Raw genomic sequence first — 23628 nt, forward strand, 5'->3', positions numbered from 1 at the left:
ATCTACCACTAAAATAGTTGCCGCGAGGTGTGTTTTTTATGTTGATAGAACGACCGTCTGATTGGAAAGAAGGATTTTTAAAACGAATAGATCAAGTAGAGCCGTGGGACAGCTGGTCTCTCTATAATATGAGCTATGATATTGCAAAAAATAATCTGATTACAGAATTTACTGGTCTACAGTCTCCAAAGTATTTGCCAAATCTCACCCCGTTAAAGCACCAGTTAGAGGTAGCGGAAATGGTCATAGAGAGAATGAACGGAAAGGCAATTCTCGCTGATGAGGTGGGTCTAGGAAAGACAATTGAAGCAGGTCTTGTGCTAAAGGAATATCTTATCCGTGGCTTAGTGAAGAAAGCATTGATTTTAGCACCAGCCTCTCTTATTAATCAATGGGTTCAAGAGCTGAATGAGAAGTTCTTTATTCCAGCAATTGCTTACAAAAAGAGCTATTCGCTTGACTGGTCGGATATTGTAATCATGAGTATGGATACGGCGAAGAAAAGTCCTCACAAGGAACTGATTTATGAGCAGGACTATGACATGATTATTATTGATGAGGCGCATAAGCTGAAAAATCATAAAACAAAGGTATATGAATTTGTTCAAGGCCTAAAGAAGAAGTTTTGTCTGCTATTAACTGCTACCCCTGTTCAAAATGATGTGTTTGAGCTCTTCTATTTAATTTCGCTGTTAAAGCCGGGACACTTAGGTAATTTCGAGGCATTTCAAGAGTCCTTCTCTGTGCGCAAGCGTACGGTGGAGCATGAGGAATATCTCAAGGAGCTAGTGAATCAGGTGATGGTGCGAAATCGAAGACAGGATACTGGGGTGGAGTGGACAAATAGAAAGGTAGAAATTATACCGATTCGTTTTTCGGAAGAGGAGCGGGCGGTCTACGATATGCTGTTGGAATTGAAGGAGGTCTCCCCTGTCTTCTCAGGTGCCTTTTCAATGATTACGCTCCAAAAGGAGATGTGTAGTAGTAAAGAAGCAACCTGTCTGACGTTAAACAACATGCTTCCAAAGTGTACAGGTAAGGAAGAGATAGCATTTGTTCAGAGTTTAATGCAGAAAATGATGGGTCTACAGGTGAATTCAAAAGCAGAGAAGGCATTGGAAATTATCCAGAACGCGAATGATAAGGTCATTATTTTCACCGAATATCGAGCAAGTCAAATCTACTTACAATGGTATTTGAGTACAAAAGGAATCTCCAGTGTTTTATTTAACGGGAAGTTTAATAAAAGCAAGCGAGACTGGATGAAGCAGCTATTCCAGAATAAGGTCCAGGTATTAATAGCTACGGAATCAGGTGGAGAGGGTATTAACCTTCAATTTTGCCACCATGTGATCAACTATGACCTTCCTTGGAATCCGATGAAGCTCGAGCAACGGATTGGACGTGTGCATCGGTTAGGACAAGAGCATGATGTGCATATCTACAATCTTGCCATCCAAGATACGATAGAGCAGCATATTTTAGATTTACTTTACGAAAAGATTGGTGTGTTTGAAAAGGTAGTGGGAGAGCTAGACGATATCCTTTCTACGTATAAGAAATCTATATAGAAAAGGAGGGAGAGTATGTATCCACAACAAGTGCACAATTATCTTCAAACTCTCTTTCAAGAAACAGGATGTCTCATTTTGACAGAGCATCCGCATTACCTAACTGTTCAGTTGACCGTCGATATGGACAAGAAGGTAATGAATCGTCCTTATTATTGGCAATATATAGAGAGCTCGGGAGGCGAACCAAACCCTGCTCAGCTCACCCTCATTACAGACAGATTGAGTCTTCAAGGGGACATTAGGGGAGAAACTATTCACTTTGGGTCTCCTAGGTTAAATTTACTCTTTAAAGCAACCCGAGAGCTAGGCTCCTTTGTACAAATGTATGAGGTCGCTAGCGATAAAATGGAGACAATCCGTACCCCTTGGCTCGCTGTAAACTATAAGGTTTCTTATTACTGTGACCAGACGAAGGAAATGCTTCATTCGTTAGGAGTGAACCTTATGACAGGGATGGTTGAAGAAAATTTTCAAGATAGGCTGAGAGAGCTTCGGCTCGATAGTAAGCCTGCCGGTAATATATTCAACCTCCCTTACGTGATTAAACCTAGCAGGGCATTGGAAAGATTAGAGGAATTTGTCGAGCAAATGATTTTACGCGATGATCATGCATGGGCCGAGGAAGCAAAGGAAAGATGGCGAAGGGATTTAGAGGTACTGGAGTACTTTTATGTAGATGTAGAAGAAAAACCAGAAATCTATGAGCTGGAGAAGAAGGCAATGGAGGAGCAGTATAGTCCCCGTATAAAAATGGAGATCATCAATGGTGGTTTATTTTATTTAATTTAACATATGGGAGCCCGAGTTATTGGGCTTCCTATTTGTTATATTAGAGAAACTTATGGATTTGTATAAGGAATCGGTATTTTCTATCTTGCTTAAGCCTTTGTTATGATAGCGATAGATAGGGGGATGAAATATGGAATTTTCTATTCAACCGATAGCATTTGTAAAGAACGATAGAGCGGACATTGTCGACGATAACTGGGGTTCAGTCTTGTCAAAAATTGAGCTAGCAGAAAGTATTCTAGAATCTTCATTAAAGGGAATACAGGAATTTTCCCATTTAGAGATCATTTTTTATTTCAATCAGGTAAGCGATGGCGACATCCAGTATGAAGCGAGACATCCAAGAAATAACAATGAGTTTCCGGAAGTTGGGATATTTGCGCAGAGGGGAAAAAATAGACCGAATAAATTGGGGGTTACTATCGTGGAGCTTCAGGAGGTAAAAAATCGATCCTTACTAGTAAAAGGATTAGATGCTATCGACGGAACACCAATCATAGATATTAAACCTATAATGAAAGAGTTTCTCCCTAGAGCAGAAGTTAAACAGCCTACTTGGTCGAGCTCTTTAATGAAAAACTATTGGTAAATGCAAGAGGACATGATATTTTGTTATCAATTTGTGATGTCCTCTTAATCTGATTTACTTGTTTTGAAGAGCCTGTACATTTTCTGTGTGAAACGGAGAGCTTCCTATCTAGTTGATCCTGATGGAAACCTTTTGGAAATCCAACTGAGCTAGTGATTCACATAGAAGGTAACATGAAAGCTGTAATTATTTGAATATATAGTCAATTTAACATCGCTACGATAGAAGAATATGGTAAAATTAAGTTTGCAGAAACTTGAAGGGGGAGTGAAGGGAATGCCGAAGTATGTGGAAATTGGTTATCCGATTTACGAGGGGATGCCAGTCTACCCGGGTTTACCGGAGGTGCGCTTAGAGCCAAGAGAGCGAAAAGAAAAAGGGGATGACTGGAACGGAAGTGTCTTGAGTATGTATTTACATGCTGGTACGCATGTAGATGCTCCTTGGCATCATATGACCAATGGGAAAGGGATTGATGCCATTCCTATTGAAGATTTTATTTACAAAAAGCCTTTATTAATAGATTGTCCGGTCGGGGCAAATGGGTTTGTAACGATAGAGACTCTACAAAGTTACGGAGAAGAGCTTCAGGAGGCAGACATTCTTATTTTTAATACAGGCCACTGGAAGTTTAGAGAGAGTGATTTCCAAAGATACTCCAATAATTTTCCTGCAGTTTCGCCGGATGCAGCAGTGTACATAAGAACGCAGCTGCCGAACTGTAAGGCTGTTGCGATTGATACCCTCAGTATAGAAAATTTGACGGAAGCAAGAGACAATGGATATGCAGTTCATCATGCTTTTTTGAATCACGAAAAGTATAGCGAGCCGACAATGCTCATCTATGAGGATATAAATCCCGAACCGTTAATAGGAAAAAAGCTACTATCAGCATTCACAGCACCTTTACGAATTAAAGGGCATGATGCTTCCATTGTAAATGTTATTGTGGAAGTAGAATAAGGTGGCTGGTAAGGCACTTTGAAATAACCTGTCAAATAAAAACGGAGCCAGATACAAAGCCATTCCATTGTTGATGGGAAATATACTATTTTTGGTTTATTAATCAATACTTCATGTTAGTAAGAGACACTGTTGGTTCGTAGCAGCGTCGGCGACTCCAACGGGAGAAGGGAGATAGGTGAGACATAGCAACGGCACGCGTAAGCGTTCGGCTGTGGCTCACTTTATGGAAGGAAAACTAAAAGCGTCACATCCTGTGACAACGTTTTCCTGACCAACATCCTGTTGGCCTTCGCTCCAAGCGTCCGACGATACGGAGAACCGTCGCCCTTTGTTTTTTATTCTTCTACTCGAAACCATCCGGGATTCTGCGTAATTGCATCCCATAGACGATCCGGGATATCGAGCTCTTCTCGTTTACTTTTGTATACTGCTTGGTAAATTGTATCCTCTTTTCCTTGTTCAATCTTTTGCATCCACTCAGGATCTTGAACAAGGGCATGGCCGAGACTTACAAGTGGAGTAATGTTTAGAGCTTTTTCTACTTGTTCCTTGGTTTGTAATGCTCCAACACCAATAATCGGCACCTTGTCTCCTACCTCTTCTTGAATTAAAGCAATACGGGAGCTTGTATCTTCTTTATCTCGAATAGAACCACCCATAAACTCGGAAGCAGAAATATGGATATAGTCTAAGCCTTTATCGGCAAGTGTACGGACAAGTGCTAATGTGTCTTGCATAGTAATACCGGGCTCGAAAGGCTCCTCTGGAGAGAGACGGTAACCGACGATAAATGGATTAGAAGTATGTTGCTTTACAGCAGTTTTTACCGCATCAACAAGCGCTAAAGGAAAAGCCATTCTTTTTTCGAGTGTTCCACCCCATTGATCTGTTCGGCGATTTGAATGAGGGGAAAAGAATTGCTGTATGAGATATGTGTTGGCACCATGAATCTCTACTCCATCGAAACCGGCCTCTATCGCACGACGTGTTGCTTCTTTAAAGGATGCGATTGTTTTTTCTATTTCCTCCAGAGTCATTTCACGCGGAGTTTCTGCATTTTCTCTAGGAACAGGAATATTGCTCGCAGAAACAGGCTGCTCACCTTGTAATATTGAAGAGCTAGACATTCTGCCAGCGTGGAAAATCTGTAAGATCGCTTTAGCTCCGTTATCCTTTATAGCACTGGCTAGCTTGCGTAAGCTTGGGATTCGAGCATCGTCTTCAGCACCTATAGAATATTGGAAGCCCACACCAAGTGGCTCTGCATAGACACATGCTGTAATAACTGCACCGATACCACTTCTTGCTCGGCGCGCATAATAGATAAGCTCTTGTTCAGAGACATCTCCATTCTTCTCGGAAGAATAGGTTGTCATAGGAGCCATCATCACTCGATTTTTTAATGTGACCCCAGAAGGGAATGTAAATGGTTGGAAAATGTTACTTGTCATAAATACCACTCCTTTATCTCTAAAAATCCTACCCTCTTACACCCTAACGGAAACTTGAAAAAAATGAAAAGAATAGGGCTTGAACCCTTCGTTTGATTTTGAGGCATGCTATGATATATATAACTTATACAAGGGGTGAAGCTATGAGATTACACAATGATGGGAGAATTTATTTAATTGATGGAATGGATTTGGGACTGCTCGAGAGAACGGGGACCTATGTGATTGATGAGGAAGAGCTAACATTAGTGGAAACAGGTCCTAGTCCTTCAATTCCACATATTAAGGAAGGGTTGTCTAAGTTAGGTTTTTCTTTAGGACAAGTGAAATATATTATTGTCACCCATATTCATCTAGATCACGCTGGCGGAGCAGGGGTGCTGATCCAAGATTGTCCGAATGCAAAGGTAGTAGTCCATCCAAAAGGAGCTAGACACTTAGCAAATCCGGAACGTCTGATTGCAGGAGCAAAAGCTGTTTATGGGGATGATTTTTATGGTCTCTTTGCGCCAATAGAGGCTATCCCGGAGGACAGGCTACTCGTAAAAGAAGATGGCGAAACCTTATCAATTGGCGAAAACTGCACGCTGAAATTTTTCCATACACCAGGTCACGCAAATCATCATTTTAGTATTTATGATCCAGTAAGCAATGGAATGTTTACTGGGGATACAGTAGGCGTACGCTATGAGCAGCTTGCAAAGGAAGGAATCGGTTTTTATTTGCCTTCTACCTCTCCAAACCAATTTGATCCAGAGGCTATGCTTGTAGCAATCAATCAGATGAAAGAGATGAAGCTCGATTACATCTATTTTGGTCATTATGGAATGACAGCCAATGTTGAGCAAGCGCTGATCATGGTTTCTAACTGGTTAGATGTGTTTATGAAGGAAGCAAAATCGGTTTTTGCGGATGGAGAATCTCATGAAGTATTAGCTGCTCGATTAAAGGAACGGATTCGTACTGCACTGGATGCCCATCAAGTTGCTCCGAACCATCCTGTATACCCAATTATCGAATTGGATATGCGGGTATGCTCCATGGGGTTGCTAGAATACTTGCAAAAGCAAGCTTAAGATTAAGGGAGGCCGTAACACGAATGTTTTGGTGCTACGGCTTTTGTTTAACCATTTAAAAGGAAATCAGATAAATATTAATTGATAGTAAACTATTTGATTTTTTATGTAAAAGAGGTTACAAATATAAAGGGTGAAACGTAAAAAGAAAAAAATACGCTCATCCTAATGCCTATAAAAGAGGCGTTGAGTGACTATGCTACTAGCAAATAAGAACTTGTAGCAGTCATTATACATATAGGTAACCAAGTGGTCATTTCCCTCGGCTTCATTCGACGGATTTCCATTGTTATTAAAGGCTGTTTTCGTTTAGATTGTTGCTTTCTTGACCATACTTTTATTAGGTTGATAAAATAGGGTTAAGGGGGCGTTAAGGTATGTGGAGAGATGTATATGAAGATTTCAGCGAATTAACAAAATCAGAACAAATAGCACTATTTGAGGCAATGAAACAAGATTTGTTTCCCGAAGAACCAGATAAAATCACGAAACTTCTAAAAACTATTCGTGAAGCGAGGTTTTCTTCGGGGATTGGTTGCGTTCATTGTGGTAGTACAGCCGTTAAACGTAACGGTAAATATCGCAGTCGCCAACGCTATCTGTGTAAAGATTGCGGTAAATCCTTTAACGATATGACAAACACGCCATTTTCAGGTTCTCGATACCCTCAAAAGTGGGTGAAATATATTGAACTTATGGTTGAGGGCTATACTCTGCCTAAAATTGCTGAAAAACTTCAAATACACATTTCTACCGCATTTTATTGGCGACACAAAATCTTGTACGCATTAGGTAGTCAAGGTTTTAACCAATTACAAGGTATTGTTGAAAGCGATGAAACTTTCTTTCGTGAATCTTTAAAAGGTTATCGTCAAATAAATCATAGAAAACCTAAAAAGCGTGGAGAAAAAGACAGAAAAAGAGGGATTTCTAACCTTAAAATTGCTGTTGTGGTGGCACAAGACCGTAACGGCAGTGTGATTGCTCGAAAAGCAGGAACAGGTCGTGTGAAAGCAGAAGAAATTGACAATGTGATAGGTGAGTATATTCACCCATCTTCTTTGCTATGTACAGATACAGCGACTAACTATAAGAAGTTTGCAAAAATTAAGGGATTACAACACGAAACTGTCAACGAAAGACAAAAACAACGTGTGAAAAAGGGTATCTACCACATTCAGCACGTTAATAATTTTCATAATCGCCTAAAAGGTTGGATGGAACGCTTTCAAGGTGTAGGAACTCGCTATTTAGACAATTATCTTTATTGGTTCCGCTGGTTAGATTTAGGGAAAAATTTAGCATTTGATAAACGTGTAGAACAAATGCTTATTTCAGCGTGTCAAAAATCCAATTATACAACTGTTGAAATGCTAAGAAGTGCATAAGAAAAGACCTCGAATTGAGGTCTTAATATAACTGCTATTCGATTAAATCAATTAATTTGTCTGTCATCTCTTCCGAAACCGTAAAAATGGTATTCTTATCATTTGAATTCATAAATGTGCTTCTTTCACCTTTTTCTCCTACCCATAAAAGAAAACTCTGTTTATTTTCATTCGAATAAACAATATCTATATAAAACTCTGGATTTACCATATTTACTATACCATCTTCTTTTACAGCACTTGTAAATATAGTATTGAAAGTTTCGATAGATTTGTCATCATTAAAAACAGTTGGGTCAAAGCCTTTCGATTTCGAAATACTAACCTTTGAAATTTCTCCAACTAATTTCAATTTCTCATTATCTTCTGCTGACCGCTGATTTGTTTCAACCTTATCTGCATCAGTTTTAGAAACGACTTCTGTTTGTTGCTCAAGTTTATTCTTATCAGTGTCTTTTGTAGTGTTATCGCCTGATTGGCAACCCAAAAGAATAGTTGATACAAAGGTCAATGATAAAATAAGTGACAAAGTTTTTTTCATATTAAAATACCTCCTAACATTTTTTTAAATTATTCAATTTAGACGAAGTAAACCCTCTTTTAGTTACAAATAATTTTATCAGATAATATGTTATATGCAAATTCGATATAAAAACAACAATCTTTTAGAAAACAGCCTTATTAAATTAGTTGTAAAACTATTTAATATAACTCCCAATATTCATGAAAAAAGAGCCAATATCAGAGGTTGGCTCTTTTTTCGTGTTTACTTAACCAAAATACAATTCGCCAAGCCTAGCTTCATTACCCTGCCAGCTACCAGCAGGAAAAATAAAGGTCCATGGCATGCTTGTCTTTGGGGGAACAACGAATGAAGAAAGACTGAAGGTGTTTTCTGCTATTTGTTTTCCATCTATTGAATACGTCATTCTCTGTTCTTGAAATAGCAAAGGTTGATCAGCTGTGTTATGTACGATAGCTGTAACTAAAAGCTCTTTTTTATAATTCACGGCATGACGAATAACAGAGAAAGGGGGAAAGGTGTCCAAGCTAGAAAATACTGCCTCTAATTCTTGTCGATCATGTTTGGAAATTGCTCTATCCCAAGAAGCTTCGTAGTTAAAAGTTTGCATCCATTCTCCTCCTTTTTTTGTAGTGTAACACACTTTTCAAGCCTCCTAGTATTCACTAAAATGAAATTATGTTAGTTGACCGCAACAAATGGTGAAGAACCATTATCATAGAAGGGAGAAAGATTATGCCATTTGAGATTGTCCGAAACGATATAACCAAGATGGATGTGGATGTCATTGTGAATGCAGCAAACTCACAGCTCCAAATGGGTGGAGGGGTATGTGGTGCAATTTTTCAAGCTGCCGGAGCGGAGCAATTGCAAGCTGCTTGTAATGAAATAGGGAGTTGCCCAGTCGGTGGTGCAGTGATGACGGAGGCGTTCCAGCTTCCGGCAAAGCGCATTATCCATACAGTTGGTCCTATCTGGAGAGGTGGATCTAACAAGGAGCAGCAACAATTGGAGAATTGTTACCTGAATACTTTACAATTAGCTATTACAGAGGGATATGAATCCATTGCATTCCCCCTCATTTCATCTGGAATTTATGGCTACCCGAAGGATCAAGCTCTCCAAGTTGCAATATCTACCATAAGTTCCTTCCTTATGAAGCACGACCTACTTGTCTATCTAGTGGTATTTGATCGAAGTGCTTTCGTGTTAAGTGAAAAACTATTTAGTTCCATTCGTGCCTACATTGACGAACATACAGTTCAAACTTTAAGCCATAAGTTACGAATGATGCCGAAGGAAATTGAAATGCTTCAGGTGTCGGAGACTACTTTTGAAAAAAAGACAGACCTGGAGCAACTTATTCATAAAAAAGATGAACCTTTCTCTAGACGCTTGCTTTGGCTGATAGATGAAAAGGGAATGACCGATGTAGGTACCTATAAGAAAGCCAATATCGACCGCCGGCTTTTTTCTAAAATTAAAAATAACATAGACTATACACCGATGAAAAAGACGGCGGTAGCCTTTGCAATCGCTTTGGAATTAACCATTGAAGAAACAGAGGACCTATTGGGGCGTGCTGGCTATACACTGTCTAAAAGCCATACATTTGATTTAATCATTCGATATTTTATTGAACAAGAACAATACGACATATTTGAAATCAACGAAGCGTTATTCGCGTTTGAACAGGATTTACTAGGGGCTTAAAATAATAGGGGGAATGGATGAGATTACTACATGGGTACATTCTGGGATTTTTGTACTGGCAATATCCTTTACAAGAATGTACTGGCTAGAAGAGAGTCTAGCCGCGGATTTATCTAATTGTGATAGCAGTCACTGTCGTAGCAGGTATCACCGGCTTATTTTTATTAAAGTCCAATAATAAAAAATTAGAAGCTCCAAAGAAGAAAATAGTTGGAGTAAGCCCTGATAGAATTATTTGATTTAGTGAAACATTTTTCAGTAGCATAAACAAGTTGATTGAAGTGAAAGGCGTGCAGACTCCTACGGGAACAGCGCGCAAAGGAACAAAGGCAATAACGTCACATCGTGTGACATTGCCTTTGTGACCAACATCCTGTTGGCCCGCACTCGGACTGAGCATAGCGAGGGAGAAGGCTGAGGCCGTGCCCGTGGAAAGCGAAGCGCCTGTAACGGAAATCAGTGACTTCTAAGATCTAAAACTAATTCTATACAATTTTCTCCTTATAAAAGCCCCCGAAAAATTTTTCGGGGGCTTTCAACTTTCGTTATTTCTTTTGAACAGTGATGGTCCAAGCTGCATCATCTAATTGTTCGTAGTTAGTGATTGTATGACCTTCTTCAGCTGCCCAGCGTGGGATAGATTCCGTAGCTTGTGTACAATCAAACTCGATTACTAGCTCATCTCCAGAGGATAGCTCCGTCATTGCTTCTTTTGCTTCAACTAAAGGGAAAGGACATACCATTCCCATTACTTCTAATACTTGTTTCATTCAAATACACTCCTTTAAATTATGCTGGTTTCACAGCTGTTTTAGTAGCTGTTGCTTTGTTTTTCTTGCGACCACGGACAAATACAAAGTAAACAGCAGTCCATGTTCCTAAAAGCATAAACGTTAGAGAAATCCAACCTTGCCATGTCATCATAGCAGTCATTACTAGACCGTTCCCAATCGAACAGCCTCCCGCAAGACTAGCCCCGAATCCCATTAAATTACCGCCTATGAAACTATTAATACCCGTTTTCACATCAGGCATTCTAAAACGAAACTCTCTACTTGCTTTTGCTGCAAAAAATGATCCGAAGAAAATACCAAGAACTAAGAAGACGCCCCAGTTTAGAACTGCTGAATCTCCAGTAGTTAAATACTGAAGGATATTTGCCGACGGAGTAGTAACCCCTAATCCAAACACACGGCCAGTTGCCGCACTAAGTGGCCAAGCAAGAACTGCGATTGCTCCGATTAATAGAGCAGTTACGAATGGGTGCCAGCGTTTCTCAAACAAGATATGTGCTAGTCCGGTTCTCTTCGGTTTTAAAGAAGGAATAAATACCTTTGGCTTCGTCACTTCTTTATACACAATCCACGCAACTACTGCTAACAGGATGGCAACAAAAATCCATACATTTAGACCAAATGTTTCTGGGATAGAGTTAGTTGGCAACTGTGATGACTGAATTTGTGCGTTAAGAGGTGCAAGCACTCCAGACTTCATGATTGTTGCCATCAGCATATATCCTGCAAGAGCGATCCAGCTTCCTATCAAGCCTTCTCCTGCTCGGTACCATGTTCCTGTTGCGCAGCCACCAGCTAAAATAATACCAATACCAAAAATGAAAGATCCGACAATGACTGCAAGCAACGGAAGCGTGCCTGCATTATATTCAAAAATTCCTAGCTCCATAAGGGTGAACACACCAACACTTTGTACTGCAATCGCGATTAATAACGCATAAAACATACGATTATCCTTCGCTAAATACATATCACGAAATCCGCCTGTAAGACAGAAGCGTCCACGTTGCATAACAAAGCCTAGTAAGGCGCCACAAATTAAACCGGTAATAATCATATATAACAAATAAATCCCGCCTTTTTAAATTCATACTAAACTTATAGGAATATATTATATTATGATAAATTTAATTTCAATAAATTAAACTCAATTACTAAAAGTCTATATTTTCAATCAAATTTGTCTCCTCCGAAGCGACCTACTGGGAAAAAAGAATTGATATCATCTATTTACAAACGAAGAGGAGGAATTGATATGAAAAAGAACTTAACTGAATTGGTGTTTATTCTTGACAAGAGTGGTTCCATGTCAGGGCTGGAGGCAGATACAATCGGGGGGTTCAATGCCATGTTAAGGAAACAGAAAAAAGAGGAAGGAGATGCTATTGTCACGACCGTGCTATTTAGCGATAAATATGAGCTACTCCATGACCGACTTTCTATTAAAGGAGTGTCACCACTTACAGAGGACGACTACCAAGTAGGCGGAATGACGGCACTACTAGATGCTATTGGAGCAACTATTCAAAAAATCGGAAACGTGCAAAAGAGAGTTAGCGAGAAGGAGCGAGCGGAGAAAGTATTATTTGTTATCACAACAGACGGAATGGAAAATGCAAGCTGCGAATATAAAGCGGAACAAATTAAAAAAATGATCAATCACCAAAAAGAAAAATACAATTGGGAGTTTATCTTCTTAGGTGCCAATATAGATGCATTAGCTACTGCTGAGAAATTTGGGATAGATAAGGATTTTGCAGTTAATTATCATGCCGATGAGAGAGGTACTACACTAAATTACGAGGCAGTAAGTCAAGCCGTTACCAATTATCGTCGTGGTCATAGACTGAATAAAACCTGGAAAAGGGAAATAGAAAAGGACTTTCAAGCCAGAAAGAGAAAGTAAAAGGAAGGATTGCTTCGTCTATGATCGGTTTATTGTTATATGCATACGGTGCTCCTAAATCAACCGATGAGCTACCGGGATATTTTCAGCACTTGTTTAGCGGGGAATCTGTACCTGATGTGGCATTAGCCGATGTAGGAAGGAAATTTCGGGAGCTAGGAACAGTTGATCCTTTGGGCGCCCAAACAGTAAGAATTGCAGAAGGACTAGAAAGCATTTTGTCTGAACGTTTTCCAAAAGGAATAAAGGTTTACAATGCTTATAAGCACACACCTCCATTTGCCAGCGATGCCCTTCAGCAAATGCTTTCGGATGGGGTTACAACAATCGCTACCATGACCATATATTCCTTGTACACACCTAGTGTAACTGGAGCGTTTCAACGAGAGGTAGAAGAGTGCCTAGAAAATGCTCGTGGAATTGAGCTGATTCATATTGATAATTGGCATGTCTCGCCTGAACTAATTTCTGTTTATTCCGACAGAGTAAGGCGAGCGTATAGATGGATACCGACGCATATACGCTCAGATTCCTATGTGCTATACACGGCCCATAGTCACCGGATAACCTCTAAAGGGAATGATGTATACGTCGAGCAGTTTCAAGAGATGGCTAAAGCTATTTCAGAGCAAGCAAACATCCCTAATTGGAGGACTGTCTATAGAAGTGCAGGCCAAACAGGTGAATGGCTATTGCCTGATGTAAAGGATGAAATGAAAAGGCTTGCGTCTATAGGGGCAAAGGGATTTGTTACTTGTGAGCTTTTGACGTTGGTAGCGGACATTGAATCTTATTATGAAATAGGAGCAGATAGTCAAGCAGTGGCGGAGGAGCTAAAAGCAGAGTTTGTTCGAACAGAATTCCCAGGGGATTCCTTTGATACGGTAAAAGCTTTGGCTGCAATTGTTGAGAAAAAGCTAAAAATGTAAAGAAGAGACCTTGTTAACTCAATGTCTTCTCTTTTCTTTAAAGAAATATATAAATATAATGCAGTGGACAGCGAGTATTCGAGATTTAGTCTAGCTACTGTCATTCCATCGTCTGAATGAACAAGAATAGACTCGAGCCTTGGATGGTCTGCTACAAATTCATTAAACTGCTGCATACTTTTTGTATAGTGTTTTATGACTTACGAATGTATTTGTAGCACAACCTCTTGCTAACACATCGTCTGTTACAATAACAGCTCTAAGGTCTGTAAGCTCTAACTGCTCGTATGATTGACCCAGATGGATGGAAACATTCTAGTTTTTAATTGCTTCATAGTTAAATTCCCTTCAAGACGGAGAAGCATACTCTTCCTCGATAGATGATGTAAATATGAAAAAATATTATACTATAATAAATAAATGCTATGTATATTTTCTAAAGAAATCTTCAGTTTATGTAGAACGAATGCTCTTAGAAACACTTAGGCAAGAGAGGATAAATTATTATGGATACAATGATTGAAAAAGCAAGGAGTTTTGCAAAAGAGGCTCATAAGAACCAAGTCCGAAAAACAACAGGTGCTCCTTATATTGGACACCCTTTCCATGTAGCCAAAATCCTAGAAGATGCAGGAATGCCAGCCGCAGTTGTAGTTGCAGGATATTTGCATGATACAGTGGAGGATACAGACGTTACAATGGAAGACATTGAACGCGAATTTGGCACGGAAGTAAAAGAATTGGTGGCATATAATACCGAGGAAAAAGAAAATACATGGGAAGAGCGTAAGCGACATACTATTGATCAGCTAAAGACAGGTACATTACATCAAAAAGCTCTTGTGGTAGCAGATAAATACGCTAATTTGTTAGAGCTAAAGCGTATATATGAATGTAAAGGAGAAGATGTATTTTTAGCTTTCAAGCGTGGAAGAACAGAACAAGGTTGGTATTTCTCCGGTGTAGCGAACAGTGGGATTGAAAATCTTCCAAAGAAGAGATTCCTGATTTTTTCTATGATTATCAGAATGAAGTTAAGTCCTTCTTTTCTTGAGCCATAGTCAGCGTAAAAATTGAAGAAAATGAAAATAGAAAGAGGAGCCTCGGTTAATTCGGGGTCTCCTCTATTTATTTGGTTGGTTAGATATGTTATTCCACGTCTTCTTTTTGATTTTCCTCGACTTCATGAAGCTCGAACAATTGAATAAATTCATCAATCACCATTTCGATTGCCTTAAGCTCACCAACCAAGTGTGGATGAATTGTTTGAAGCTCAGGAGTTTCTAATTGTTTTTTTAAGGTCTCTTTTCTAGTATTTAATCTCTCCAAAAAGGCTATCGCTCGACCTCTACGAAAGGTTTTTGCCCCTCTCTTTTCTTTTCCTTCTTTACAGTATCCTCTAGAAGAATCAGTTCTCATTTATTCCACTTCCCTCTGCATATACAGTAGTATTCTTCTTAATGTATACACCTGTATACAACAAGTCAAGTGGTGTGGTGGTGACTATCATTAGAAAAGCGCTTCTCTATTTCTAAAAGAAGCACTTTTAAAGCATTAATCATATAGTCGGGTTTCTAGATCTCCATCAGCTTGGTATATATCCAGTATCCCGTCATGGTCATTTACGTAAGGCTTTGCTTTCTCTAATAGCTTTTCTTTTGTATCTTCCTTGAAGATGGCTCTATCTCCATCCTTCTTTACAAGTACCCATTCATCCTCGCGAGCTCGTACCTCATATTGTCTTCTGTTATTTTCATCGCCATTAATTGCTTTTCTTGCCTGAGATGTTGCAATAGCAATAGCTCTTCCTTCTTCATAACCATCACGTAACAATGCATTTGCAATCTCTATAGCCTTTTCTCTAACATGTGTCTCTAAATTTTTCATAGAGTCTGGATAGTCGTTTTTAGTCCATGGCATATGTTTTCGCCTCCTTTAACCATCCATTTCCCCTCCTTATATTTAGTCAAACTAATTATGGTAAATCACTGGAAGTAATGGTATGTTCTTGGAAAGGGGGAATAAAAATGTTGTTGCATACTACCATAAAAGGTTCAGGGGAGCCTCTAATTTTTCTACATACGGGTTTAGAGGTGGGAGAGTCAGATTTTGTTTATCAGAGAGAGTTTTTTGAAGATAGTTTTCAGGTGATTACGCCAGATTTGAGAGGGCATGGAAAGTCGTTTACAGAGGACTACACTAACTTCTTTGAGGACTGCGCGAGAGATTTAAAGCAAACCATCGAGCACTATCAATGGGGGAAGGTTCACATAGTAGGGTGCTCGCTTGGTGGAATAGTGGCAGTTATGTTTGGGAGGATGTTCCCAGAGTATGTAAGAACGTTGACATTATCAGGGGTTCTTCCTTATAAACCTGAAGATTGGGAGGAGCAGCATGAAGCCGATGTGTCGACATGGAATAACTTATTAAATAGTGAGGAAGCTAGAGGTTACTTTCAATCGCTCCATGAATCGGACTGGACACAATTTTTACTATTAGGGATGGATGAGAATTGGTATCCATTTGAGGAGATGAATGCGATTAAATCCTTTACTTTTCCGGTTTTATTCCTAGTTGGAGAAAAAAATAAAGTAGAGGCATCTGGTGCTTTAAGCTACCCACTAAGCAACTCATTTGTTCACGGGGCAATCGTACCTTACGCAGGGCACTTGGCACATATAGAACAGCCTGAGATCTACACAAGTATCCTAGCAGAATTTTTAAAACAGAATAGCTGAAGAAAAGAGCAGTTGCGAAGTTCCTATAACTTTGTAAAAAGGACTGCTACAGAAGTATTTCCTGAAATTTGTTAGAATGAGTACACCGAACGAAATTTCCTGTCGTGGTTTGTCTAGGTAACAATTATGAAACAGAAGTTTTCGTTTAATTTTTATTAGATAGACCTAAGTCTATTATTATAAACTTGTATGACTTTGTGAGAAAAAGTTGATTGGAGTGTCGGCTGGCGACTCCTTGGGGATTAGCGCTTGCGGAAAATCCAATTGTTTCGGAAGCATCCGAAACAATTTAGTTGGAGCAGCGCCCCCAGGAAAGCGTCCAGCCAGAATGTAAATCAACCAATCCTTATAAATCAAAATTGTTTTTTATAAAAAGTAGTAAGTGCTCTTATTGTATCTAATAATTTACAGCTGATTCCAAACAATTAGCTTCGTTTCCGTCATTTCTTGAATAGCATATTTAACTCCTTCTTTTCCTATTCCGCTCTCTTTTACACCGCCATACGGCATTTGATCTACTCGATAGGTTGGAATGTCGTTGATAATTACGCCGCCTACCTCTAATTCTTTTGAGGCATGGAACGCTGTTTGAATATCATTTGTAAATATACCTGCCTGAAGCCCATAGTTTGAATCGTTAATGGCATCAATGCCTTCCTGGACAGAAGAAATACGGTTTACCCCGACAATTGGCGCGAACACCTCCTGGCAAGAAACCTTCGAGATGGCTGCAACATTCGTAAGGATTGTAGGCATAAATACACCATTCTCCTCAATGCCCCCAGTAATGACCTCCGCCCCATGCTCGACTGCTTCTTGTACCCAGCTAAGTGCACGCTCCTTTTCTGTTGAACTGATCATCACTGCTACATCGGTTGCTTCCTCTAATGGGTCTCCTACAACCAGCTGTTTCGTCATTTGTGTAAATTGATCAATAAACTCTTCGTAAACTTCCTCCATCACATACGTACGTTGAAGAGAGATGCATAGCTGTCCTTGATTCGAGAATGCTCCCATTACGCATTTTGGCACTATTTTCGACAAGTCTACATGTTTGTCGATGATTAAGCCTGCATTGGATCCTAGCTCTAAGGACACTCTTTTTAGCCCTGCTCTATTTTTAATTTCCTTTCCAACTGCGGCGCTTCCAGTAAAGGTAACCATTTTGACTTTAGTGCTTTCAACTAAAGTATTTCCAACTGTTCCTCCACTTCCAGTTACCACATTAAAGGCTCCTTTTGGTAAGGCGGTTTGGTCGATGAGCTCTGCTAAAAATAGAGCGGATAGAGGTGTTTGAGATGCTGGCTTTAAAACAACTGGATTACCTGCTGCAATCGCCGGTCCCACCTTATGTGCTACTAAATTTTGAGGGAAGTTGAATGGGGTAATAGCTGCAATGACCCCGATTGGCTGTTCAATAGTATAACCGAAACGGCCAGCCCCATTTTTAGCTGCATCCATCGGAACCATTTCACCAGTTAATCTCTTTGCTTCTTCGGCTGCAAACTTGTAGGTTTCGATGGTACGGTCAATTTCTCCAAGTGCATATTTTATTGGTTTGGCTGATTCCAAGGAAATTAACTCAGCGGCCTTTTGACGATTTTCTTTAAAGAGACGCACCAGATGTTCGAGAATCTCAGCGCGTTCAAGTGACGTAAGTGCAGCCATTTGTTGTCTTGTGTCATAGGCAATTTCTATTGTTTGTTCAACCTCTTCACGTGTTGCTTGTGGTATTTCTGCAATTATTTCATTTGTATGGGGACTAGTAAGCTGACGATAGCTTTCTGATGTTTTCCATTCTCCGTTTACGTAATATTGTTTCTTCATTGCAATCAATCCTCCCAAAAACGGTTCAAGTAATCATTATAATCACTTTATCATTTCTAGAATGAGATGTGATAACATTTGCCTTCTTCCTTTTGCATAAGATAGGAAGAGAAGGAGAAAGGATGGATGGCTATGTACTTTTATACTTCCCCACGTACTATTACGGTTTTCGGTGAAGGGATTGAAATGACAGCTCCTAGTCAATGGGAGGTTCGTCTCGAAATTACAACGACCGATGTAGAAGTGACGAAGGCTCAAGAAGAAAATGCCAAAAAAGCGAGTCAGGTAATTGATTCCCTTTTAGCTATAGGTGTTCCAAGAGAGAACATACAAACTTCTACCTATACGATTTTTCCGCGCTATGACTATATAGATGGGAGACAGATATTTAGAGGGTATGACATTACAAATGGATTAACCATAAGAATTACAGATCTTCAACAGGTGGGCAGTGTAATTGATACTGCTATAAAAAACGGGGCCAATCAAGTGTCATCCCTACAACCTCTAGTCGACCGTTCATCGGTTGCCTATCAGAATGCATTAAATATGGCTGTGTTCGATGCATTTTCTAAAGCAAATTCTATAGGAAAAGCGATGCAGCTTTCAGTTCAGCCTCAGCCTATTGAGATCATAGAATCAGCGGGACCATCTCCCATTAGACCGTTTGAAGTTGCTGCGTTAAAAAGTAGTGAGGGTACGCCGATTGAGCCGGGTCAATCCATCTTGAAAGCAGCCGTGACAGTTAAATTTCAATTCTAATTTAGAGGATATAATTGTATAATAATTCAGTTGAGTAATTAAAAATACAATTATGGGATTTGCACAAAAGGAATGAAAAACTTATGATAGAATGATAAGGTTTCATTTTTCAGATAATTCTAAAGAGGAGGTTTTTCAATGGATGCAATAGAAGTCCTTACTAATATAAATAGCTTAACGGCATTTTACCAACCAATATTTAGTGCAGATGAGCATGTCGTAGTCGCATATGAAATCTCCGGGAAGTTGATGAATAATGGGGACTGGGTTGCTTTAAATACTTTTCCATACGATGAAGATATACCAGAAGAGTATCGAGTAGAGGTACAACACAAAATTTTACATACAGCCCTCTCTCAGTTGAAAACAGAGCCGAATACCTTTGATATCTTCCTACCATGTAATGCTAATCTCTTAGTGTTAGATTATGGAGAGAGCTACTTTGACATTATTAAACAGTATATACCTGAAGATGAGCTATCCAGAATTGTTATTGTTATTTCTGAACATAATTTTAAAGGGGATTTTAACCAGCTCAATAATATTCTGCGATATTACAAAACTTATGGAGTAAAGATTGCTATAAACCAAGTAGGTTCAGAAAGCCATTTAGATTATATTAAGAAGTTGTCGCCAAATATTCTTAAGGTGAATATTGAGCAGCTTAGCTACGAATCCTGGGGGGCTCAAAATGACCTCTTTACTTCTTTAGGCGCTCTTGCAAGAAAAATAGGTGCAAATATGCTATTTGAGGGCATTGATACAGTGCATCAGCTTCAATTCGCTTGGAAAAACAGTGGAAGATATTATCAAGGGAAGTATCTTGCTGACGCGGCTACTAATTTAATACCTCGTGACCAATTAAAAAATAGCTTTAAGGATAAGTGTCGCCAGTTTATCGCAACAGAAAAGCGATTATTGGAAGAAAATTATAATACACTAAAACGTTTGGAAGGGGAGCTGGAGCAAGAGGTTCAGCAGGCCGCACCGACAAGTCAAGCTCCCCAGCTTTTGCTGGAGCTTGCAAGAAGATTGGATTATTGTACCTTCCGTATTTATATTTGTGATGAGGAAGGCTTTCAGACATCACCAAATATTATGAGGGTAAATGGAGAATGGAATGTTCAAACTGAAGCGGTAAATAAAAATTGGAGCTGGCGTCCATATTTCTTAAAAAATATTATTAAAATGAAAAATGATCAAAGAGGCATTTTCTCTGATGTCTACAGCGATATTGACACAGGTGAAATGACTCGTACTTTTTCCATTCCTTTAGAGGATAATGAATATTTATTTATCGACATTACGTATGATTATCTTTTTAAATATAATATTTTTAGGTGAGCAAGTTTCTATTAGAGGTGGAGTGACGGTTCAATAAGTTGACCTACTTTTTATGTTTAACAAAAATGCTTAAAAATATTGATATCGTTTTGAAATTCGATTACTTATTGTCATAAGTAATCGAATTTTCTTTATGTTCTTAAGAAAAAAATTCTATGGTAGAATGTACAATGTTCAATGCACAAATTAATCTGTTTTATTTGTGGATTTAGGGGAATGCTAAACGGGAGTTTATTTACGATATTATTCTGGGGTGCCACAAATCAAAAAGAAGGTGTAACAATGAACATATTATGGGGAATAGGTGGTATCCTAGTCGTTTTAGGAATCGCTTTCATATTTTCTAATGCGAAGAAGTCTTTAAATTTACGTACGATATTAGGTGGATTGGCTATTCAATTATTATTCGCTTTTATGGTATTAAAATGGGATGCGGGAAGATGGGCTCTTCAGAAGCTTTCTGATTTGATGAACAATCTTATCGGATATGCGAACGAGGGAATATCCTTTTTGTTCGGTTCATTAGCCGATACAGAAATCCATGGGACAGTCTTTGCTATTTCTGTGTTAACGATCATTATCTTCTTCTCCGCTTTAATATCTGTCCTTTATTACTTAGGTATTATGCAAATCGTGATTCGATTTATTGGTGGGGGCCTCTCCAAGCTTCTTGGGACAAGTAAAGCAGAATCTATTTCTGCTGCGGCTAATATCTTTGTGGGACAAACAGAGGCTCCATTAGTTGTTCGTCCGTTCATTGCAGGAATGACTAAATCAGAGTTGTTTGCTGTAATGACTGGTGGATTGGCGTCTGTTTCGGGTTCCGTTTTAGTTGGCTATGCAGTACTTGGAGTGCCGATGGAGTATTTATTAGCAGCAAGCTTTATGGCTGCGCCCGCAGGGTTAATTATGGCGAAGATTATCATGCCTGAAACAGAGAAAATTAATGATGAAAACTTCACGTTAGAGAAGGATACAGCTGCTGTGAACGTAGTGGACGCTGCTGCTCGTGGTGCGAGTGATGGTTTAAGGCTCGCAGTAAATGTAGGGGCAATGCTACTTGCATTTATCGCACTGATTGCTTTGCTTAACGGTTTACTAGGCTTTATAGGAGGATTGGTTGGTCTTGAAGGGCTAACGATTCAACAAGTTCTTGGATATATCTTCTCCCCGCTTGCCTTTGCGATAGGGGTGCCCTGGGCAGAGGCAATAGATGCAGGTTCATTTATTGGTCAAAAGCTTGTATTGAATGAATTCGTGGCTTACATGTCTTTCGCACCTGAAATTGCAGTCTTAGATCCTAAAACAGTCATTGTTGTGAGCTTTGCTTTGTGTGGATTTGCGAACCTAAGCTCTATGGCGATTCTGCTAGGAGGTCTTGGTTCTCTAGCACCAAGCCGCCGTGCGGATATTGCTCGCTTAGGATTGAAAGCCGTTTTAGCTGGTGCTCTTGCTTCCTTATTGAGCGCTTCTATTGCAGGTATGTTTTTATAATTTAAACAAGAGATAGGCTTATGAATGAAATAGCGAGTACGTGAAGATAGTCGTTCACGTGCTCGCTTTTATTTGTTTGATTTGACACTTCTGTATTAGCAGCGAAGTACTACCCGTCCGCTAGTATAATCCCTATAAATAATGAAATATTATCTAAATTTGATTATTTATTGTTCGTAAGTAATCGAATTTTTTTTAAACTTTTGGGGTGAAAATTCTATGATAAAATGTACGTGGCTCAGTTCATGAATGGGATTTAGGGGAACTAAATGGGAGCTTATTTACGATACAATTCTGGGGTGAAATAAAAAGAGGTGTAATAATGAACATATTATGGGGAATAGTTGGTATCCTAGTCGTTTTAGGAATTGCTTTCTTATTTTCTAGTGACAAGAAGTCTTTGAATCTTCGCACTATATTGGGTGGATTAGCTATCCAATTATTATTTGCATTTATGGTGTTAAAATGGGATGCGGGTAGATGGCTTCTTCAAAAACTTTCCGATTTCATGACGAATCTTATTAGTTATGCGAACGAGGGGATATCCTTTTTATTTGGTTCATTAGCCGATACAGAAGCCCATGGAACGGTCTTTGCTATTTCTGTGTTAACGATTATTATCTTCTTCTCCGCTTTAATTTCTGTCCTCTACTACTTAGGTATTATGCAAGCTATGATTCGATTTATTGGTGGGGGTCTTTCCAAGCTTCTTGGGACAAGTAAAGCAGAATCTATTTCTGCAGCGGCGAATATCTTTGTGGGACAAACAGAGGCTCCATTAGTTGTTCGTCCATTCATTGCTGGAATGACGAAATCAGAGTTATTTGCAGTCATGACTGGTGGATTGGCATCTGTTTCAGGTTCCGTTTTAGTTGGCTATGCAGTACTTGGGGTGCCGATGGAGTATTTATTAGCTGCAAGCTTTATGGCTGCACCTGCAGGTTTAGTTATGGCAAAGTTAATCATGCCTGAAACAGAGAAAGTGAATGAAGAAAACTTCATGCTAGAAAAAGATACAGCTGCTGTGAACGTGGTGGACGCAGCTGCTCGTGGTGCGAGTGATGGTTTAAGGCTCGCAGTAAATGTAGGGGCAATGCTACTTGCATTTATCGCATTAATAGCAATGCTAAACGGTTTACTTGGCTTCATAGGAGGATTATTTGGTCTTGAAGGGCTAACGATTCAACAAGTTCTTGGATATATCTTCTCCCCACTTGCCTTTGCGATAGGGGTACCTTGGGCTGAGGCTATTGATGCGGGTTCATTTATCGGACAAAAACTTGTGTTAAATGAATTCGTTGCTTATATGTCTTTCGCACCTGAAATTGCAGTTTTGGATCCAAAAACAGTAATCGTTGTAAGCTTTGCTTTGTGTGGATTTGCGAACCTAAGCTCTATGGCAATTCTACTAGGAGGTCTTGGTTCTCTTGCGCCAAGCCGTCGTGCAGATATTGCACGCCTAGGATTGAAAGCAGTATTAGCTGGTGCTCTTGCTTCCTTATTGAGCGCATCAATTGCAGGGATGTTCTTATAATAAGTGTATAAAATTAGAAATGGAGTACGTGAGATAAAACTCGCGTACTCTTTTTTTTATGGCTTTAACTTGTCTGATATAAGTAAAATAATCTTTTCGATCACCTCGTAAAATAAAAAGTTGAACTAGACATCAGATGCTTACCTTGACCTTCGTTCGTCATCAACTTCCTTTCTCACAACACACACAATTTTCCCTTATATAAGTTTGCAAAGTGGTTTCTTCCTATCT

General features: G+C 39.3%; 23 protein-coding genes. 15 read left to right on the forward strand and 8 right to left on the reverse strand.

What is annotated here, in order from left to right:
• The first annotated feature begins 38 nt into the window (after nucleotides 1-38).
• The 4 genes from AC1ECF_RS13280 to AC1ECF_RS13295 all read left to right on the forward strand — a co-directional run bounded on the left by AC1ECF_RS13280 (nucleotide 39) and on the right by AC1ECF_RS13295 (nucleotide 3915).
• Nucleotides 39-1571: a DEAD/DEAH box helicase gene (locus tag AC1ECF_RS13280; RefSeq protein WP_480389911.1), complete on the forward strand. Its 1533-nt coding sequence runs from the start codon at nucleotides 39-41 to the stop codon at nucleotides 1569-1571.
• A gap of 15 nt (nucleotides 1572-1586) precedes the next feature.
• A complete protein-coding gene (locus tag AC1ECF_RS13285) occupies nucleotides 1587-2363 on the forward strand; it encodes a YqhG family protein (protein WP_480389912.1) in 777 nt (258 codons plus the stop codon).
• A 130-nt stretch (nucleotides 2364-2493) separates the two neighbouring features.
• Nucleotides 2494-2952 (forward strand): SAM-dependent methyltransferase, encoded by a 459-nt coding sequence (locus tag AC1ECF_RS13290; RefSeq protein WP_480389913.1) that lies wholly within the window; start codon nucleotides 2494-2496, stop codon nucleotides 2950-2952.
• 276 nt (nucleotides 2953-3228) lie between these two features.
• Complete coding sequence (locus tag AC1ECF_RS13295; RefSeq protein ID WP_480389914.1) at nucleotides 3229-3915, forward strand: cyclase family protein; 687 nt, start codon at nucleotides 3229-3231, stop codon at nucleotides 3913-3915.
• A 338-nt stretch (nucleotides 3916-4253) separates the two neighbouring features.
• Here AC1ECF_RS13295 and AC1ECF_RS13300 read toward each other — a convergent pair whose 3' ends face one another.
• Nucleotides 4254-5369 (reverse strand): NADH-dependent flavin oxidoreductase, encoded by a 1116-nt coding sequence (locus tag AC1ECF_RS13300; protein WP_480389915.1) that lies wholly within the window; start codon nucleotides 5367-5369, stop codon nucleotides 4254-4256.
• A gap of 143 nt (nucleotides 5370-5512) precedes the next feature.
• On the opposite strand from AC1ECF_RS13300, the gene AC1ECF_RS13305 reads away from it, so the two are divergent.
• Both AC1ECF_RS13305 and AC1ECF_RS13310 read left to right on the forward strand, forming a co-directional pair.
• Nucleotides 5513-6445 carry an MBL fold metallo-hydrolase gene (locus AC1ECF_RS13305; RefSeq protein WP_480389916.1) on the forward strand — a complete coding sequence of 311 codons (933 nt, stop codon included), beginning with the start codon at nucleotides 5513-5515 and terminating at the stop codon, nucleotides 6443-6445.
• A 377-nt stretch (nucleotides 6446-6822) separates the two neighbouring features.
• Nucleotides 6823-7833, forward strand: a complete 1011-nt coding sequence (locus tag AC1ECF_RS13310) for an IS1595 family transposase (protein ID WP_480389917.1) — start codon at nucleotides 6823-6825, stop codon at nucleotides 7831-7833.
• Nucleotides 7834-7867: 34 nt separating this feature from the next.
• Here the strand turns inward: AC1ECF_RS13310 and AC1ECF_RS13315 are convergent, their stop codons facing one another.
• A complete protein-coding gene (locus AC1ECF_RS13315) occupies nucleotides 7868-8374 on the reverse strand; it encodes a YhfM domain-containing protein (protein WP_480389918.1) in 507 nt (168 codons plus the stop codon).
• A 229-nt stretch (nucleotides 8375-8603) separates the two neighbouring features.
• Nucleotides 8604-8966 (reverse strand): SLAP domain-containing protein, encoded by a 363-nt coding sequence (locus AC1ECF_RS13320; RefSeq protein ID WP_480389919.1) that lies wholly within the window; start codon nucleotides 8964-8966, stop codon nucleotides 8604-8606.
• A gap of 125 nt (nucleotides 8967-9091) precedes the next feature.
• Here AC1ECF_RS13320 and AC1ECF_RS13325 point away from each other — a divergent pair, with 125 nt between their 5' ends.
• Entirely contained in the window at nucleotides 9092-10069 is a 978-nt protein-coding gene (locus AC1ECF_RS13325) for a macro domain-containing protein (RefSeq protein WP_480389920.1), read from the forward strand.
• A 545-nt stretch (nucleotides 10070-10614) separates the two neighbouring features.
• Here AC1ECF_RS13325 and AC1ECF_RS13330 read toward each other — a convergent pair.
• Together AC1ECF_RS13330 and AC1ECF_RS13335 are read right to left on the reverse strand one after the other, a co-directional pair.
• Nucleotides 10615-10839, reverse strand: a complete 225-nt coding sequence (locus AC1ECF_RS13330) for a sulfurtransferase TusA family protein (protein WP_480389921.1) — start codon at nucleotides 10837-10839, stop codon at nucleotides 10615-10617.
• Nucleotides 10840-10858: 19 nt separating this feature from the next.
• Nucleotides 10859-11920: a YeeE/YedE thiosulfate transporter family protein gene (locus AC1ECF_RS13335; protein WP_480389972.1), complete on the reverse strand. Its 1062-nt coding sequence runs from the start codon at nucleotides 11918-11920 to the stop codon at nucleotides 10859-10861.
• A gap of 198 nt (nucleotides 11921-12118) precedes the next feature.
• Between AC1ECF_RS13335 and AC1ECF_RS13340 the strand changes: the two genes are divergently transcribed.
• The 3 genes from AC1ECF_RS13340 to AC1ECF_RS13350 all read left to right on the forward strand — a co-directional run bounded on the left by AC1ECF_RS13340 (nucleotide 12119) and on the right by AC1ECF_RS13350 (nucleotide 14759).
• A complete protein-coding gene (locus tag AC1ECF_RS13340) occupies nucleotides 12119-12769 on the forward strand; it encodes a vWA domain-containing protein (RefSeq protein ID WP_480389922.1) in 651 nt (216 codons plus the stop codon).
• Between the two features lie 20 nt (nucleotides 12770-12789).
• Nucleotides 12790-13698 carry a ferrochelatase gene (locus tag AC1ECF_RS13345; protein ID WP_480389923.1) on the forward strand — a complete coding sequence of 303 codons (909 nt, stop codon included), beginning with the start codon at nucleotides 12790-12792 and terminating at the stop codon, nucleotides 13696-13698.
• 506 nt (nucleotides 13699-14204) lie between these two features.
• The gene (locus AC1ECF_RS13350) at nucleotides 14205-14759 is read left to right on the forward strand and encodes an HD domain-containing protein (protein ID WP_480389924.1); all 555 of its coding nucleotides are present in this window, start codon (nucleotides 14205-14207) and stop codon (nucleotides 14757-14759) included.
• Nucleotides 14760-14847: 88 nt separating this feature from the next.
• On the opposite strand, the gene AC1ECF_RS13355 is transcribed toward AC1ECF_RS13350, so the two are convergent.
• Both AC1ECF_RS13355 and AC1ECF_RS13360 read right to left on the reverse strand, forming a co-directional pair.
• A complete protein-coding gene (locus AC1ECF_RS13355; RefSeq protein WP_480389925.1) occupies nucleotides 14848-15117 on the reverse strand; it encodes a hypothetical protein in 270 nt (89 codons plus the stop codon).
• 135 nt (nucleotides 15118-15252) lie between these two features.
• On the reverse strand, nucleotides 15253-15618 hold the full coding sequence (locus tag AC1ECF_RS13360) for a DUF2188 domain-containing protein (protein WP_480389926.1): 366 nt from the start codon (nucleotides 15616-15618) through the stop codon (nucleotides 15253-15255).
• Nucleotides 15619-15725: 107 nt separating this feature from the next.
• Here AC1ECF_RS13360 and AC1ECF_RS13365 point away from each other — a divergent pair, with 107 nt between their 5' ends.
• Nucleotides 15726-16436 carry an alpha/beta fold hydrolase gene (locus tag AC1ECF_RS13365; protein ID WP_480389927.1) on the forward strand — a complete coding sequence of 237 codons (711 nt, stop codon included), beginning with the start codon at nucleotides 15726-15728 and terminating at the stop codon, nucleotides 16434-16436.
• Nucleotides 16437-16841: 405 nt separating this feature from the next.
• Here the strand turns inward: AC1ECF_RS13365 and AC1ECF_RS13370 are convergent, their stop codons facing one another.
• Nucleotides 16842-18263 (reverse strand): aldehyde dehydrogenase family protein, encoded by a 1422-nt coding sequence (locus tag AC1ECF_RS13370; RefSeq protein WP_480389928.1) that lies wholly within the window; start codon nucleotides 18261-18263, stop codon nucleotides 16842-16844.
• A 126-nt stretch (nucleotides 18264-18389) separates the two neighbouring features.
• On the opposite strand from AC1ECF_RS13370, the gene AC1ECF_RS13375 reads away from it, so the two are divergent.
• The 4 genes from AC1ECF_RS13375 (at nucleotide 18390) to AC1ECF_RS13390 (ending at nucleotide 23397) form a co-directional block, all read left to right on the forward strand.
• Nucleotides 18390-19025, forward strand: coding sequence for an SIMPL domain-containing protein (locus AC1ECF_RS13375; protein ID WP_480389929.1), 636 nt, complete (start codon nucleotides 18390-18392; stop codon nucleotides 19023-19025).
• 138 nt (nucleotides 19026-19163) lie between these two features.
• On the forward strand, nucleotides 19164-20369 hold the full coding sequence (locus AC1ECF_RS13380; RefSeq protein WP_480389930.1) for an EAL-associated domain-containing protein: 1206 nt from the start codon (nucleotides 19164-19166) through the stop codon (nucleotides 20367-20369).
• A gap of 282 nt (nucleotides 20370-20651) precedes the next feature.
• The gene (locus AC1ECF_RS13385; protein WP_480389931.1) at nucleotides 20652-21863 is read left to right on the forward strand and encodes a NupC/NupG family nucleoside CNT transporter; all 1212 of its coding nucleotides are present in this window, start codon (nucleotides 20652-20654) and stop codon (nucleotides 21861-21863) included.
• A gap of 322 nt (nucleotides 21864-22185) precedes the next feature.
• Nucleotides 22186-23397 (forward strand): NupC/NupG family nucleoside CNT transporter, encoded by a 1212-nt coding sequence (locus AC1ECF_RS13390; protein WP_480389932.1) that lies wholly within the window; start codon nucleotides 22186-22188, stop codon nucleotides 23395-23397.
• Nucleotides 23398-23628: the final 231 nt, after the last annotated feature.

The organism is Psychrobacillus sp. Z3-81 (genome assembly GCF_056620325.1).